The following is a 13,019-nucleotide window of genomic DNA, read 5'->3' as shown; positions in this document are numbered from 1 at the left end:
ACGGCGCAACTCCCCGCTGCATCCCCCGCCGCCGAATCGCCTTCCGCTGCGCCACCCCGCGCTACATCGCCCTCCAGTTGCCTGCCTTCCAACCGCCCGCCTTCCGCTACGTCACCTTCCGCCGCGTCGCCCTTGGACGCGCCACCCTCCGCTGCATCCCCCGCCGACCACTCAGCCTCGAACCGCCCGCCTTCCTGCGCGCCACTTTCCGCCGCGTCACCCTCCAACCACTCAGCCTTCAACCCCCCACCCTCGAACGCGTCGCCGTCCGATGCACCGCCCTCCGCCCCCTCCCGCACCGCCGCCCACCCCACCAACCCGCCACCCAACGAGTCACTCGCCGAGGCGCCCACCGCACTCACCCCACCGTCCCTTCCTTTGCCTACCAACCACTTCGCAGCCGATCCACCCGCGCCAACCCTCCACGCCACCAGGAACGAAAGCACCCCACGCCACCACCCCCCGACTCCCGAGGCCGCCACATGAACGCCGAACTCCTGGAACGAGTCCGCCTCCGCCTGGCGGGCATCGGTCCCGCCACGGACCCCGCCGCCCTTGCCGACGCCGTGCGAGCCGAGGCGGGCGGTCCCGTGGACCACCTCGAAGTCCTCGAAGCGCTGCGCTCCCTGCGTCACGAGTTCACCGGCGTGGGCCCACTCGAGCCGCTCTTGGCGGAGCCCGACACCACTGACATCCTCGTCGCCGGTCCTGCCGACGTCTGGGTCGACGGCCCAAAAGGCTTGCGCCGCACGGACATCCGCTTCACCGACGACGAGGCGGTCCGCCGGCTCGCACAGCGACTGGCGCTCGCGGCGGGTCGCCGGCTCGACGACGCACAGCCCTATGTGGACGGCTGGCTGCCCGGCGCCGGTCCGCACGGACGGGTGCGACTGCATGCGGTACTGCCCCCGATCGCCGCCGACGGCACGTGCATTTCGCTCCGTGTGCTCCGCCCGGCAGCGCACGGCCTCACCGCACTCGGCGAACTCGGCACGTTCGACGCCGAGGGCGCCGGGCTGATCCAAGCCGTCGTCGCCGCACGACTCGCGTTCCTCGTCACGGGAGGCACCGGGGCCGGCAAGAGCACGCTGCTGGCCGCGATGCTTGGCGCGGTCGACCCCGCCGAACGCATCGTCTGCGTCGAGGACGCCGGTGAACTGCAACCCGCGCACCCACAGTTCGTCCGCCTCATCGCCCGCCCGCCGAACGTCGAGGGCGCCGGGGAGGTCACGTTGCGGGACCTGGTCCGACAAGCGCTGCGAATGCGCCCGGACCGCCTCGTGGTCGGCGAGGTGCGTGGAGCCGAGGTCTGCCAGTTGCTGAACGCGTTGAACACCGGCCACGACGGAGGCGCCTGCACCCTCCACGCGAACTCCCCGGCGGAGGTCCCGGCCCGGCTCGAAGCCTTGGCCGCCCTCGGTGGCCTCTCCCGCGCCGCACTCCACAGCCAACTGGCCGCAGCGGTTCAGGTCGTACTGCACATGCGCCGCGGCACAGGAGGCGCACGTCAGCTGGCCGAGGCGGCGACCCTGACCCGCACGGAAACCGGCGACGTCCGCGTTGTCCCGGTCTGGTCCAACGGCGCCTGGACCAAACGGCGTCCCCTGCTCACAGCACTACTCGAGGCGCGAGGGGTACACCTACCAACGGCGCAGGGGGTGGTCCGGCGATGACACTCGTCCTGCTCTGTGCGGCAGCCGCCCTGCTCGTCTGGCCCACAGCCAAAACCGCCGCCGGCCGCGTCTGCGCACTCATCCCCGGCGAACCTCGGCAAAGACCACGACTCAATCCTCGATGGCTACTGCCGTTGGCCGCGCTACCGGCGATCGCCCTGCTGGGGCCGACGGGAGCCATGTCCGTGGCCGTCCTGACGTTCGCCGTATGGCGTCAGCGTCAGTCGAGGAAGCGCATGAAGGCCGAGCTGACCGCCGCCACAGCTCTGACGGAAGCACTCCGGACGACAGTGGCCGAGCTGCGCAGCGGTGCGCCACCCGCGACCGCCGCCGAGGCCGCGGCCACCGATGCGCCGCCGGAAGCCGCCGCAGCGATGCGAGCGCTGGCGACCTCGGCCCGATTCGGCGTCGAGCTTCCCCATGGCGCCGGACCACAAGGGCAGGTGGCGAGGGCCTGGGCTCTCAGCCGCCGGCACGGCCTTCCACTCGCCGACCTGCTTGACGCCGTTCGCCGCGATGTGGTGGCTACCACCCGCTTCATCACCGGAGCCGACGCGAGCATGGCCGGTCCTCGAGCGAGCGCCGCGGTGCTGGCGTTCCTCCCCGGGATCGGTGTCCTGCTCGGCGAAGCCGTCGGAGCCCGGCCCCTCCGCGTCCTGATCGACACCCCGGCAGGTCACATCCTGTTCGTGCTCGGCGCCGGGCTGATCCTCGCCGGGGTCGCGTGGACCGCTCGTCTCACCAGACTGGGAGTCCTCCGATGACCGGCGCGAGCACGGCGCTCGCCGGCCTGGCCCTGCTGGTTCTGCCCGGTCAGGCTGCGGCACGTGCCCGGCTCGACCACCTCTTCCTCCCAGCAAGGCCGCCGTTCAGGTTGCCCGTCCGGCTCCGGCCGAGAGCGAAGTCCGAGGAGTTCAGCCTCGCCGCCACCTGGGACCTGTTCGCCGCCTGTCTTCGTGCCGGGCTACCGGTGCCGGCCGCGATCTCCGCGGTCACCGACGGCCTGGTCGGACCTGAGGCCGATGCGCTGCGGGCGACGGCCGGACTGCTCTCCCTGGGGGCGGGCCCGGCGGAGGCCTGGGCGCCGGCGCGGGCCGGTCCTGGCACCGCCGAGCTCGCCAGAGCGGCCCAGCGCACGGCGCGCTCGGGAAGCGCGCTGGCAGCGGTTGCCGAGGAGCTGGCCGTGCAGCTGCGGACGTCGATGGCGGACAAAGCCGAGGCCAAGGCCCAACGCGCCGGAGTGCTCATCGCCGGACCGCTCGCCCTCTGCTTCCTGCCCGCCTTCCTGTGCCTGGGAGTGGTGCCGGTCGTGATCGGGCTGGCGGGGCGGCTGACCGTCTTCTGAACGTCCACAAAGGAACCTTCGAAAGGAAAGCCCATGTTCTGGCAGACAACCGGCCGTCACGCCCGCCGCAAGGTCCGGTGGTGGCACCGCTGGTTGCGACCGGTGGTCGTCGCCGACGACGGGATGACCACCGCCGAGTACGCGGTCGGCACCGTGGCGGCAGCCGCGCTCGCCGCGGCGCTCTACAGCATCGTCACCGGCGACTCGGTCATCTCCTGGCTGACCTCGATGATCCAGCACGCCCTGTCGGTGCCGGTCTGATGTCCCCGCCGGCGAGGGCCGAGGCCGACAGTGGTGCCGTCACGGTCGAGGCGGCGATCGCCCTCAGCGCGTTGACCCTCGTGTTCGGCCTGGTCCTCGCCGGGGTCGTCGCGATGACCGGGCAGCTCCGATGCGCGGACGCGGCGCGGGAAGCGGCCCGGCTGATCGCTCGCGGCGACCGGCCGCTCGCCGAGCAGGCCGTGGCCCAGATCGTGCCCGGTGCTCGACTGCAGGTCGCCGTGACGGGTGACGAGGTCACGACGGACGTGACCGCTGAACCGGTCGGCAGCCTGCTGCCCGGGGTCCACCTGCACGGACACGCTTACGCGCTGCTCGAGCCGGGAGTCTCCGATGCTCCGGGATGATCGGGGCTCGGCCACGGTGTGGACCGCGGGTGCCCTCGCCGCTCTGCTGGTCGTCGCGGCACTGGTGTTCGCGCTCGGCTCGGTCATCGTGACCCGGCACAGGGCCGCCGACGCGGCCGACCTCGCGGCGCTCGCCGCCGCCGGCCGGGCCGACGAGGGCATCGAGAGCGCGTGTGCGCGGGCACGGGCGGTGGTGGACGAGATGTCGGTACGGCTGGTCAGCTGCCGTTTCGAGGACTGGGACGCGCTCGTCGAAGTGCAGGCCGATGCGCCGGGCGGTCTCGGCGTCGCTTCGGCGCACGCCCGAGCCGGACCGGTCGCACGATGAACGGCAGTTCGCGCGCCGAACTACATACCGCCTACAGCGGATGGGCGGTCGTCCTCGCGCGGCGAGCGGTAGGTCCGATCGGGCAGTGATTGAGGTTTTTACGACCCGAATCTGTTGTGAGCAAAGAGGAAACTGTGCCGTTGATCACGATCGGGCGATGGGCGTCCGGTGCGCTGTCCACCGCACGGTGATCGACAAACGGTGTTCAGCGCGGGCGGTGTTGCAACGCTCGCTCGTCGTTCCGTAACGCCCGGTTGTCGACCGCCCACTACCGGCACTCTGCAAGTTGCCGTTTATTGAGATCAGAAGCCACCGCGGGCGGTGGAGCGAACGAGGAGTTGTTTACAGATGTTGGACACGGATTGGTCGGATAGCTGGCGGGGCGCGTTCCGCATCGAGCTGCGTGCGGAGGCGATCGGACTCGCCTGGCACGGTTGGCCGGTGCTGCCCGGTACCTCTCCGGCGGCGGACTCCGGTGACGAGGCCTGGTCGGGCCCGGTCCCGGTGCACCACGACTGGGCCGACCGGCTCGGGGCACACCCCAACGAGGTCGCGGAGTGGTGGAACGGCCACCCCTACAGCCTGCTGGTCGCCACCGGCAAGGTCGTCGACGCCGTCGAGGTCGACGTCGAACTGGGCAAGCGCGCCGCGCGCCTGCTTCGTGCCACCGGGCACCCCGCGCCGATCGTCGCGACGCCGGACGGCCGCTGGCTGTTCCTCACCACCGTGGCCGACACCCTGCCCGAGCGGCTGGCGACCAGCGGTGAGGTCCGCTGGCACGGGGTGGGCAGCTGGGTTCCGCTGCCGCCCACCCCGTTCCAGCACGGCGTGGTGCACTGGCGGGTCAAGCCCGATGTGTGGGGCTGGCGGTTGCCGGAAGCCGATGCGGTGCACGCGGTCCTCGCCCGTGCGCTCGACCAGGCCGACAGCTTGGAACGGGCTCAGCAGCTGGTCGTGGCGTCCGTCGCGGCCTGAGGAACAACGACGTGGTCGTGCCGGCCGCCGTGATGACGCACCGCCCCGAGCACGGTATCCAGTACGGCCACCGCCCCTGCCTTGTCCAGTGGATCGTTACCGTTCCCGCACTTCGGTGACTGCACACAGGACGGGCAACCCGCCGGGCACTCGCAGGAGACAATGGCCTCCCGCGTAGCGGCCAGCCAAGGGACCAGAGCGGCAAAACCGCGATCGGCAAATCCCGCGCCTCCGGGATGGCCATCATGCACGAACACCGTCGCCTCCCCGGTGTCAGCGTGCAAAGCGGTCGACACCCCGCCGATGTCCCAGCGGTCGCACGTAGCGAACAGCGGTAGCAGGCCGATCGCCGCGTGCTCGGCGGCATGCAGGGCGCCGGGGATGCGCGCGGGCTCCAGCCCAGCGCCCCCCGGCGTCCTGCCACCTCTCTCCTCGGTCCCCGAGAACTCCCCGGTCCCCACCACGTTCTCGGCGGTCGAGCCCGGCTCGCCTGGGCCGACACTTCCGGTCTGCATCCGGTCTTCGTCCGGGCCGACACTTCCGCTCCCCACCCGGTCCTCGGCGGTCGAGCCCGGCTCGCCCAGGCCGACACCTCCGGCCTGCACCCGGTCCTGGTCCCGGCCGACACTTCCGCTCCCCACCCGCTCCTCGGCCGGCCCCGCCCCACTCGCGCCGGCTCCCGTTCCCGCAGGGCTCTCGCCCGCCTCGACGCCTTCGGCCCCACCGTTCCCACCGGGCGCTCCACCGTGCCCGCCGGGCGCGGCGTGCGCGCTCACAGCCGCGTGCCCGTTGGTCGCCACCGGGGCGCCACGACGAGGCCCCGCCGCGGCGGCCGCACCCACCGACGCATCCACCAGCAGCTCGTCCGCGATGGTGTACCAGACGGCACGCGTCTCGAGTTTCTGCTCCGGCAGGTCAAGCGGCACCTGGTCGAGAATCTGCCCCGAGGGGCGACGACGCAGGTAGCCCACCACCTGCGACGTCACCGCCACGTCGCCGAGGCACACCGTCACCCCGCCGTAGTCGAGCCGCTCGTGCACGGCCAGCACGCTGATGTCCGCGACCTCGCGGGCCGACGTCGTCCAGTCCGGATCCTCCGCATGCACCAGCGCGACCCCGGCCTCCAGATCCAGCTCGTCCACCACGTACGACGACCCCTGGTGCAGGTACACCGCCCCCGGGTGGACCGTCGTGCACGCCGAGCCCGGGTCGACCGTCCCCAGCAACCTCGACGTGTCCGCTTCGACCACCGCGATCTGGTCCCCGCCCGACCCGCGGATGTCGACCTCGTACTGCGGACGGTCCTTCGACGTCCAGTACCAGCCACTCGGCCGCCGCCGCAGGAGCTTGTCCGCGACCAGCATGTCCAGCACCTCGCGCGCCGCCTCGCCGCCGAAGGTGTCCAGCTCCTTCGTCGTCAGCGGCAGCTCCGCCGCGGCGCACGCCAGCTGCGGCGCCAGTACGTACGGGTTGGCCGGGTCCAGCACCGCGGTCTCCACCGGCCGGTCGAGGATCGCCGCGGGGTGGTGCACCAGATACGTGTCCAGCGGATCGTCCCGCGCCACGAACACCACCAGCGCGTCGTCACCCGACCGGCCCGCGCGGCCTGCCTGCTGCCAGAACGACGCCAGCGTGCCCGGATATCCCGCCAGCACAACGGAATCCAGCCCGGCGATGTCCACCCCGAGCTCCAGCGCGTTCGTCGTCGCCACACCCAGTAGCTCACCGGACAGCAGCGCGCGCTCCAGCTTCCTGCGCTCCTCGGGCAGGAACCCCGCCCGGTACGCCGCGACCTTGCCGGCCAGCTCGGTGTCCACTTCGGACAGAAGGCGGCGGGCGCCCAGCGCGGTCAGCTCCGCCCCCCGCCGCGAGCGCACGAAAGCCAGCGTGCGCGCGCCCTCGATGACCAGTTCCGCCAGGATCCGGCCCGCCTCCGCGCCCGCCGAGCGGCGCACCGGCGCGCCGTTCTCTCCCGAGAAGTCCTCCAGCAGCGGCGGTTCCCACAACGCGACCGTCCGCGCACCGCGTGGGGACGTGTCGTCGACCACCGCCGCGCAGTCCTGGCCGATGAGCCGCGACGCGAACTCGGCGGGCGAAGCCGTCGTCGCCGACGCCAGCACGAACACCGGCGAAGACCCGTAGTACTGCGCGACCCGCTGCAGGCGCCGCAACAACAGAGCCACGTGCGAGCCGAAAACCCCGCGGTAGCCGTGACATTCGTCGACGACCACGTACGCGAGCTTCCGGAACAGCCGCGACCAGCGCGCGTGCGAGGCCAGGATCCCGCGGTGCAGCATGTCGGGATTCGTGAAGACCCACCGGGCGTGCGCGCGCACCCAGTCTCGCTCCGCCATCGGCGTATCCCCGTCGTACGAGGCCGCACGCACCCCGTCGATGTCCAAAGAGGACACCGAACGCAGCTGATCGGCGCCGAGCGCCTTGGTCGGCGACAGGTACAGCGCGCACGCCCGCCCGTCCTCGACCAGGTCCGACAGCACCGGCAGCTGGTAGGCCAAGGACTTGCCGGACGCCGTGCCCGTCGAGACGACGACGTTGCGCCCCGAGTGCGCGAGCGAGGCCGCCTCGATCTGGTGTGTCCAGGGCTCTTCCACACCGGACTTGCGCAGTGCCGAGACCACGCCGTCGTCCGCCCAGGAAGGCCATTCCGCGCAGCGGGCGGGCCGCGCGGGCTGCTCGGCCACGTGTGTCACCGGGTTCGCGGACTCCGGGATGCCGGCCGTGACCCGGCGCAGCAGCCGCCGAGCCCGCTCGATCTCTGCCACCGATCCAGGATCGCACACATGTACGACAGCCTCCCGAAAGCGGCTATCCGGCGAACACCGTGAGCAGACTCACATACACTGAGCGTAATCGTAGCGGGACGCCCTGACCGCGGCAGAACCGCTACCAATACACTCCGGCAAACCGACACCACTTGTGGTGCACATCCCATGCCAACGCCGGCATCGCTGGTCCACAGTGAAGCCGTCTTTGGTTGAAGGCGACGTTTTCCAGGAGGACGGATGTCCCGGCAATTCCTCGCGGAGGGCCTTGAGCTCTCCGGAGGTGACTACGGCATTGCCGCCGTGGTCGCCGTGGTCGCCCTGATCGCACTCGTCATCGGCTACTTCCTGCTCAAGGAGGTGCTGGCCGCCGGCCAGGGCACCGCCAAGATGCAGGACATCGCCAAGGCAGTGCAGGAAGGGGCGGCCGCTTACCTCAAGCGGCAGCGCAACACCCTGTCGATCTTCGGCGTGGTGGTGTTCCTGCTGCTCTTCGCGCTACCGGCGGACGACTGGAGCGAGCGCATCGGCCGCTCGGTCTTCTTCCTCATCGGTGCGGTGTTCTCGTTCACCATCGGCTACCTGGGCATGTGGCTCGCGACGCGGGCGAACCTGCGCGTCGCGGCGGCCTCCCGGGAGTCCGGCGGGCGCGAGAAGGCCATGCGCATCGCGTTCCGCACCGGCGGCGCGGTCGGCATGGGCACCGTCGGCCTCGGCCTGTTCGGTGCCGCGGTCGTCGTGCTCGCCTACGCCGGGCAGGCGCCGAAGGTGCTCGAAGGCTTCGGCTTCGGTGCCGCGCTGATCGCGATGTTCATGCGTGTCGGAGGCGGTATCTTCACCAAGGCCGCCGACGTGGGCGCCGACCTGGTCGGCAAGGTCGAGCAGAACATCCCCGAGGACGACCCGCGCAACGCGGCCACCATCGCCGACAACGTCGGCGACAACGTGGGTGACTGCGCCGGCATGGCCGCGGACCTGTTCGAGTCCTACGCGGTGACCCTGGTCGCCGCGCTGATCCTGGGCAGCTCCGCCTTCGGCGCGTCCGGCCTGATCTTCCCGCTGATCGTGCCGGCCATCGGCGTGATCACCGCGGTGATCGGTGTCTACATCACCAGGGCCCGGTCGAACGAGAGCGGCCTGGTCACGATCAACCGCTCGTTCTACATCTCCGCGGTCATCTCCGCGGTGCTGTGCGCGATCGCCGCGTTCGTGTTCCTGCCCGGCTCGTTCGCCGCCTTCGGCGAGCAGTACGCCAACGACGGCAACCCGGCGGTCATCGCCACGGTCGCGGTCATCATCGGCATCGTGCTGGCCGGCCTCATCCTGAAGCTCACGGGCTACTACACCGGCACCGAGCACGGTCCGGTGAAGAACGTCGGCAAGACCTCGGAAACCGGTGCGGCGACGGTCATCCTGTCGGGCATCTCGGTGGGCTTCGAGTCGGCGGTGTACACCGCGCTCGTGATCGGCGCCGCCGTGTTCGGCGCCTACCTGCTCGGTGGCGCGATCGCGCTGTTCGCCGTCGCGCTGGCCGGCACCGGCCTGCTCACCACCGTCGGCGTCATCGTCGCGATGGACACCTTCGGCCCGGTCTCGGACAACGCGCAGGGCATCGCGGAGATGTCCGGCGACGTCGACGAGGCCGCCGCGCAGACGCTGACCGAGCTCGACGCGGTCGGCAACACCACCAAGGCGATCACCAAGGGCATCGCGATCGCGACCGCGGTGCTCGCCGCCACGGCGCTGTTCGGGTCGTACCAGGACTCGATCACCAAGGCGCTGAGCACCATCGGCACGACCGCCGACGGCGTGAAGTCGTTCATCGACACGATCGTCAGCCCGAACACCCTCGTCGGCGTCATGATCGGCGCGGCCGTGGTGTTCATGTTCTCCGGTCTGGCCGTCAACGCGGTGTCCCGCGCGGCGGGCGCTGTGGTGTACGAGGTGCGCCGCCAGTTCCGCGAGATCGCCGGGATCATGGAGGGCACGACCCGTCCCGAGTACGGCCGGGTGGTCGACATCGTGACCCGCGACTCGCTGCGGGAGCTGGCGACGCCGGGTCTGCTCGCGGTGTTCGCCCCGATCGCCGTGGGCTTCGGCCTCGGCACCGGTGCGCTGGCCGGGTACCTGGCCGGCGCGATCGCGACCGGCACCCTGATGGCGATCTTCCTCGCCAACTCCGGTGGCGCCTGGGACAACGCGAAGAAGCTCGTCGAGGACGGCAACCACGGTGGCAAGGGCTCCGAGGCCCACGCGGCCACTGTGATCGGCGACACGGTCGGTGACCCCTTCAAGGACACCGCAGGACCGGCGATCAACCCGCTGATCAAGGTGATGAACCTGGTCTCGGTGCTGATCGCGCCCGCCATCGTGCAGTTCTCGGTGGGCCCGGACGCCTCGTTCGGCGTGCGGCTCGCGATCAGCCTGGTCGCGTTGGTGATCATCGTGGTGGCCGTCGTGATCTCGAAGCGGCGCAGCACGGTCATCTCCGACACCCCGGCGGAGACGCAGGAACCTGCGAAAACCGCCTGAGTTCGAACCGCAACGGGCCCGCCGCGCGTGAGTGTGGCGGGCCCGTTGTCGTCCCGGTGGGGTGGGGGCAGGATTTGCAGGGTGCAACCAGGTCGGTACCGTCGGAAGCCGATCGCGTAGTCGGGAGGTGTTCGCGTGCGACCCGGGAAATTGGGTTTCCTGGCGATACTCACGGGTCTGTGCGTCGGGCTGGCCGGATGCGGCCGTCCGCCCGTGCAGCAGGACGCGATCCAGCCCGGTGGCCCTGGGCTCTCCCAGGTCGAGGTCCAGCGTCAGGACGCGACCACGCGCTGGGCGAACGACTACTGCATCGCGGTCGGCTCGCTCGTCGACGGTCTCGCCACGATGCCGACGGTCGACCCGAGCACCCCGCGTCGTGCCGTGCAGACCTCCAGCGACCTGCTGGGGTCCATGATCGGCGGGCTGGACAACGCAGTGCGGGGCCTGCGCGCCCTGCCGGCCTCGCCCGTGCCCGAGGGCGACTCGGTGCGGGCCGGCACCGTCACGGAGCTGACCGGCGTGCGCACCCGCGCCGCCGCGGCGAAACAACGCCTCGACGCGGCGAGCAACGACCCCACGATCGACCAGCAGACGCTCGGCGAGGCCAGCGCCCCGCTGGCCGAGGTGTCGAAGCTCGACCTGCTGGCCGGCTTCGACGCCGTCCCCGACCTGCGGACCGCCGTGGCGCACGCCCCGGTCTGCCAGCAGCTGACCGTTCGCACTACTCGCTGAGCCGGGCCGCGGCGAAGGCGGCGAGCGCGTCCCGCAGATAGTCGGCGAAGCCCGGATGCACGGCCTCGTACTGCTCGCGGAACCGCTCGTCCTCGGCGTACACGCGCCCAAGCCCGGCGTGGGACTCCGCGTTGGGCGTCCAGTGGTTCTTGATCCACTCGTAGTGCCCGGCGACCGCGTCCAGCACCCGCTCGTCGTCCACCGGCACCCGTGCCTTCGCCAGCTCCGAGGTGCTCGCGCCGGTAGAAGCGCCTCCCGCTGTCGTCGGTGTAGGCCGGTGGCAGCAGGCCGATGCCGTCGTAGTGCCGCAGGTCCGCGAAGTCACCTTCGCGAGCCGCGCGACCTGTGCGATCGACAGTGCCCCCTCCGCCATCTCGCCTCCCGCCTTGAAACGGACCGTAGAGGTTGACGTCGCGTCAACTTCAAGCTTTTTCCGCATGGGGCTCGCGCATAATCGAACTGGTGTTCTACCCTGCACGCTGTGGATCAGATCTCGTTCTTCTCCGCGGAGGCGAGTGGGCCGGAACTCGCCGACCTGGCCGGGGTCCTGTGCGGCCCGGGGCAGGTCGTGGCCTTCGGCCGGACGGCCGCCCGGCTGTCCGTCGAGGTCGGCGAGGCCTGGCGCGCGCAGGCGCTGACCGCGGAGTTCGCCCGGCGCGGGGTGCATGCGGACGTGCTGCGGGACGAGACCGGGCTGCTCGTGCGCACGGCCTTCCGTGTCGACCTGATCCACCTCGCCCGCGCCTGGGGGACGGGAGATGTGAAGGAATTACCAACAGGCTTCCGGCTGACCGGTGGGGCGCTGCGGCTGTGGGCGCTCGCGCCCGGTCAGCCGAACGGCAACCACTACCTGCTCGCCGTCGACGAGCAGGCGCCCGGGACGCACACGCTGCTGGCGGACGCCTGCCGCCAGCTCGGCCTGCCCGCGCGGTTCGTCGGGCCACGCGCCGGCGGTCCCGCGGTGCGGGTGACCGGCCGGCGCAGGCTCGCCACCCTGGAGGAGCTGATCGGCGCGCCACCCCCCGCCGCCATATCGGTGTGGCCGCAGGTCAGGCCGCTGACGGCAGCGTGAGCGCGGCGGGTTTGGGCAGTTCGCACCCCAGCCGGTCCAGCTGGATCTCGCTCGACCGCACGCATGCCGCGAGCAGGTACGTCTGCTGCCCGTACGAGCGGCCCTTCAGCACGGTGACGACGCCCTGCTCGTCCACTTCGCAGGGGTTGTCGAGGGTGCAGGAATAACCGTCGTCGTTGCCCGTGTTGTTGACCCCGACGACCTCGCCGGTGCCGGCGTCGACGACCGGGGAACCGGATGTGCCGTGGATCGTGGCGCACTCGGGGGTGTAGCGGATCGAGTTCTTCCAGGTCCAGTCCGCCTCCCGCAGCGAGTACAGCACCCGCTCGATGGAGCAGGTCCAGGTTCGCCGGAAGTAGCCGGAGATCACGCTGACCGGGGTGCCGACGTCCGCGGGGGACGCGGCGACGGTGAGTGGGTTTCCACCCAACCGCGACGAGATCTGCCGGTAGCTCGAGTCGAGCTGGTACAGCGCGACGTCGGTGTCGGTCATCGTGGCGTACACGATCTTGGTCGAGTTCAGGGTGCCGAGCTCGTGGCCGTCGGCGGCGAGCAACGACATCGAGCGGCGGGCCGGGCGGTCGAGCACCACCTCGCCGGGGCCCGGCATGCCCGCTTCGTCGCAGTGCCCGTTCGTGAGCACCAGCGCGGGGTCGGTGTCGCGGGCGCCGGGCATTCGGACGAGAGCACCCGAGCAGTTGCTCAGCTTGACGATCCCGGTGTATCCGGCGGCGGGAGCGGCCGAGGCCGGCACCGCGCCGAGGGCGAGGACCAGCACGGACAGGACGAAAAGGCAACGGCGGACCATGACGCCGGAGCGTAGTCGAACAGTCACCAAGAGACCCCGCAAAGCGCGTGGCGCCCGTCACGTGCTAGGTGTGGAAAGGAAACGCTGTCCGGGTCGGCGCCGATGCGCATGACACACGAAGGACGGCGTGTTGCGCCACCTGGGC

13 protein-coding genes are annotated in these 13,019 nt (G+C 71.2%); 10 read left to right on the top strand and 3 right to left on the bottom strand.

Annotated elements, in window-relative coordinates; genetic code table 11:
* The first annotated feature begins 482 nt into the window (after positions 1 to 482).
* From LWP59_RS36505 to LWP59_RS36475, 7 genes are all read left to right on the top strand, one after another.
* The gene (locus LWP59_RS36505; protein ID WP_144644266.1) at positions 483 to 1,673 is read left to right on the top strand and encodes a TadA family conjugal transfer-associated ATPase; all 1,191 of its coding nucleotides are present in this window, start codon (positions 483 to 485) and stop codon (positions 1,671 to 1,673) included.
* The gene (locus tag LWP59_RS36500; RefSeq protein ID WP_144644263.1) at positions 1,670 to 2,437 is read left to right on the top strand and encodes a type II secretion system F family protein; all 768 of its coding nucleotides are present in this window, start codon (positions 1,670 to 1,672) and stop codon (positions 2,435 to 2,437) included. The genes LWP59_RS36505 and LWP59_RS36500 overlap by 4 nt, the downstream gene beginning before the upstream one ends.
* Complete coding sequence (locus tag LWP59_RS36495; RefSeq protein ID WP_144644260.1) at positions 2,434 to 3,018, top strand: type II secretion system F family protein; 585 nt, start codon at positions 2,434 to 2,436, stop codon at positions 3,016 to 3,018. Before LWP59_RS36500 ends, LWP59_RS36495 begins: the two co-directional genes overlap by 4 nt.
* Positions 3,019 to 3,051: 33 nt before the next feature.
* Positions 3,052 to 3,279 carry a DUF4244 domain-containing protein gene (locus LWP59_RS36490; protein ID WP_144644259.1) on the top strand — a complete coding sequence of 76 codons (228 nt, stop codon included), beginning with the start codon at positions 3,052 to 3,054 and terminating at the stop codon, positions 3,277 to 3,279.
* Complete coding sequence (locus LWP59_RS36485; protein ID WP_144644256.1) at positions 3,279 to 3,644, top strand: TadE family type IV pilus minor pilin; 366 nt, start codon at positions 3,279 to 3,281, stop codon at positions 3,642 to 3,644. Before LWP59_RS36490 ends, LWP59_RS36485 begins: the two co-directional genes overlap by 1 nt.
* The gene (locus LWP59_RS36480) at positions 3,631 to 3,972 is read left to right on the top strand and encodes an Rv3654c family TadE-like protein (RefSeq protein WP_144644253.1); all 342 of its coding nucleotides are present in this window, start codon (positions 3,631 to 3,633) and stop codon (positions 3,970 to 3,972) included. The genes LWP59_RS36485 and LWP59_RS36480 overlap by 14 nt, the downstream gene beginning before the upstream one ends.
* A gap of 348 nt (positions 3,973 to 4,320) precedes the next feature.
* Positions 4,321 to 4,947 carry a bifunctional DNA primase/polymerase gene (locus tag LWP59_RS36475; protein WP_144644250.1) on the top strand — a complete coding sequence of 209 codons (627 nt, stop codon included), beginning with the start codon at positions 4,321 to 4,323 and terminating at the stop codon, positions 4,945 to 4,947.
* Here the strand turns inward: LWP59_RS36475 and LWP59_RS36470 are convergent.
* Positions 4,914 to 7,730, bottom strand: coding sequence for a DEAD/DEAH box helicase (locus LWP59_RS36470; protein ID WP_186383565.1), 2,817 nt, complete (start codon positions 7,728 to 7,730; stop codon positions 4,914 to 4,916). The two genes, LWP59_RS36475 and LWP59_RS36470, sit on opposite strands and share 34 nt — an antisense overlap.
* Before the next feature lie 240 nt (positions 7,731 to 7,970).
* Between LWP59_RS36470 and LWP59_RS36465 the strand changes: the two genes are divergently transcribed.
* Positions 7,971 to 10,262, top strand: a complete 2,292-nt coding sequence (locus tag LWP59_RS36465; protein WP_144644247.1) for a sodium-translocating pyrophosphatase — start codon at positions 7,971 to 7,973, stop codon at positions 10,260 to 10,262.
* 135 nt (positions 10,263 to 10,397) lie between these two features.
* Positions 10,398 to 10,994 (top strand): hypothetical protein, encoded by a 597-nt coding sequence (locus LWP59_RS36460; protein WP_144644245.1) that lies wholly within the window; start codon positions 10,398 to 10,400, stop codon positions 10,992 to 10,994.
* Here LWP59_RS36460 and LWP59_RS36455 read toward each other — a convergent pair.
* Positions 10,984 to 11,367 carry a TipAS antibiotic-recognition domain-containing protein gene (locus LWP59_RS36455; protein ID WP_229858406.1) on the bottom strand — a complete coding sequence of 128 codons (384 nt, stop codon included), beginning with the start codon at positions 11,365 to 11,367 and terminating at the stop codon, positions 10,984 to 10,986. The two genes, LWP59_RS36460 and LWP59_RS36455, sit on opposite strands and share 11 nt — an antisense overlap.
* A gap of 108 nt (positions 11,368 to 11,475) precedes the next feature.
* Here LWP59_RS36455 and LWP59_RS36450 point away from each other — a divergent pair, with 108 nt between their 5' ends.
* Positions 11,476 to 12,066 carry a hypothetical protein gene (locus LWP59_RS36450; RefSeq protein ID WP_144644241.1) on the top strand — a complete coding sequence of 197 codons (591 nt, stop codon included), beginning with the start codon at positions 11,476 to 11,478 and terminating at the stop codon, positions 12,064 to 12,066.
* Here the strand turns inward: LWP59_RS36450 and LWP59_RS36445 are convergent.
* On the bottom strand, positions 12,044 to 12,874 hold the full coding sequence (locus tag LWP59_RS36445) for a trypsin-like serine peptidase (protein ID WP_144644239.1): 831 nt from the start codon (positions 12,872 to 12,874) through the stop codon (positions 12,044 to 12,046). The genes LWP59_RS36450 and LWP59_RS36445 overlap by 23 nt on opposite strands.
* Positions 12,875 to 13,019: the final 145 nt, after the last annotated feature.

This window comes from Amycolatopsis acidiphila, from assembly GCF_021391495.1.
GTDB classification, from domain to species: Bacteria; Actinomycetota; Actinomycetes; order Mycobacteriales; family Pseudonocardiaceae; genus Amycolatopsis_E; species Amycolatopsis_E acidiphila.
Note: the sequence above shows the minus strand (reverse complement) of the source record. Positions and strands in the feature narration are given on the sequence as shown.

Bases quoted from the DNA above. Each gene is read 5' to 3' on its own strand.
- LWP59_RS36505 (WP_144644266.1), top strand. From the start codon at position 483: ATGAACGCCGAACTCCTGGAACGAGTCCGCCTCCGCCTGGCGGGCATC.
- LWP59_RS36500 (WP_144644263.1), top strand. From the start codon at position 1,670: ATGACACTCGTCCTGCTCTGTGCGGCAGCCGCCCTGCTCGTCTGGCCC.
- LWP59_RS36495 (WP_144644260.1), top strand. From the start codon at position 2,434: ATGACCGGCGCGAGCACGGCGCTCGCCGGCCTGGCCCTGCTGGTTCTG.
- LWP59_RS36490 (WP_144644259.1), top strand. From the start codon at position 3,052: ATGTTCTGGCAGACAACCGGCCGTCACGCCCGCCGCAAGGTCCGGTGG.
- LWP59_RS36485 (WP_144644256.1), top strand. From the start codon at position 3,279: ATGTCCCCGCCGGCGAGGGCCGAGGCCGACAGTGGTGCCGTCACGGTC.
- LWP59_RS36480 (WP_144644253.1), top strand. From the start codon at position 3,631: ATGCTCCGGGATGATCGGGGCTCGGCCACGGTGTGGACCGCGGGTGCC.
- LWP59_RS36475 (WP_144644250.1), top strand. From the start codon at position 4,321: ATGTTGGACACGGATTGGTCGGATAGCTGGCGGGGCGCGTTCCGCATC.
- LWP59_RS36465 (WP_144644247.1), top strand. From the start codon at position 7,971: ATGTCCCGGCAATTCCTCGCGGAGGGCCTTGAGCTCTCCGGAGGTGAC.
- LWP59_RS36455 (WP_229858406.1), bottom strand. From the start codon at position 11,367: ATGGCGGAGGGGGCACTGTCGATCGCACAGGTCGCGCGGCTCGCGAAG.
- LWP59_RS36445 (WP_144644239.1), bottom strand. From the start codon at position 12,874: ATGGTCCGCCGTTGCCTTTTCGTCCTGTCCGTGCTGGTCCTCGCCCTC.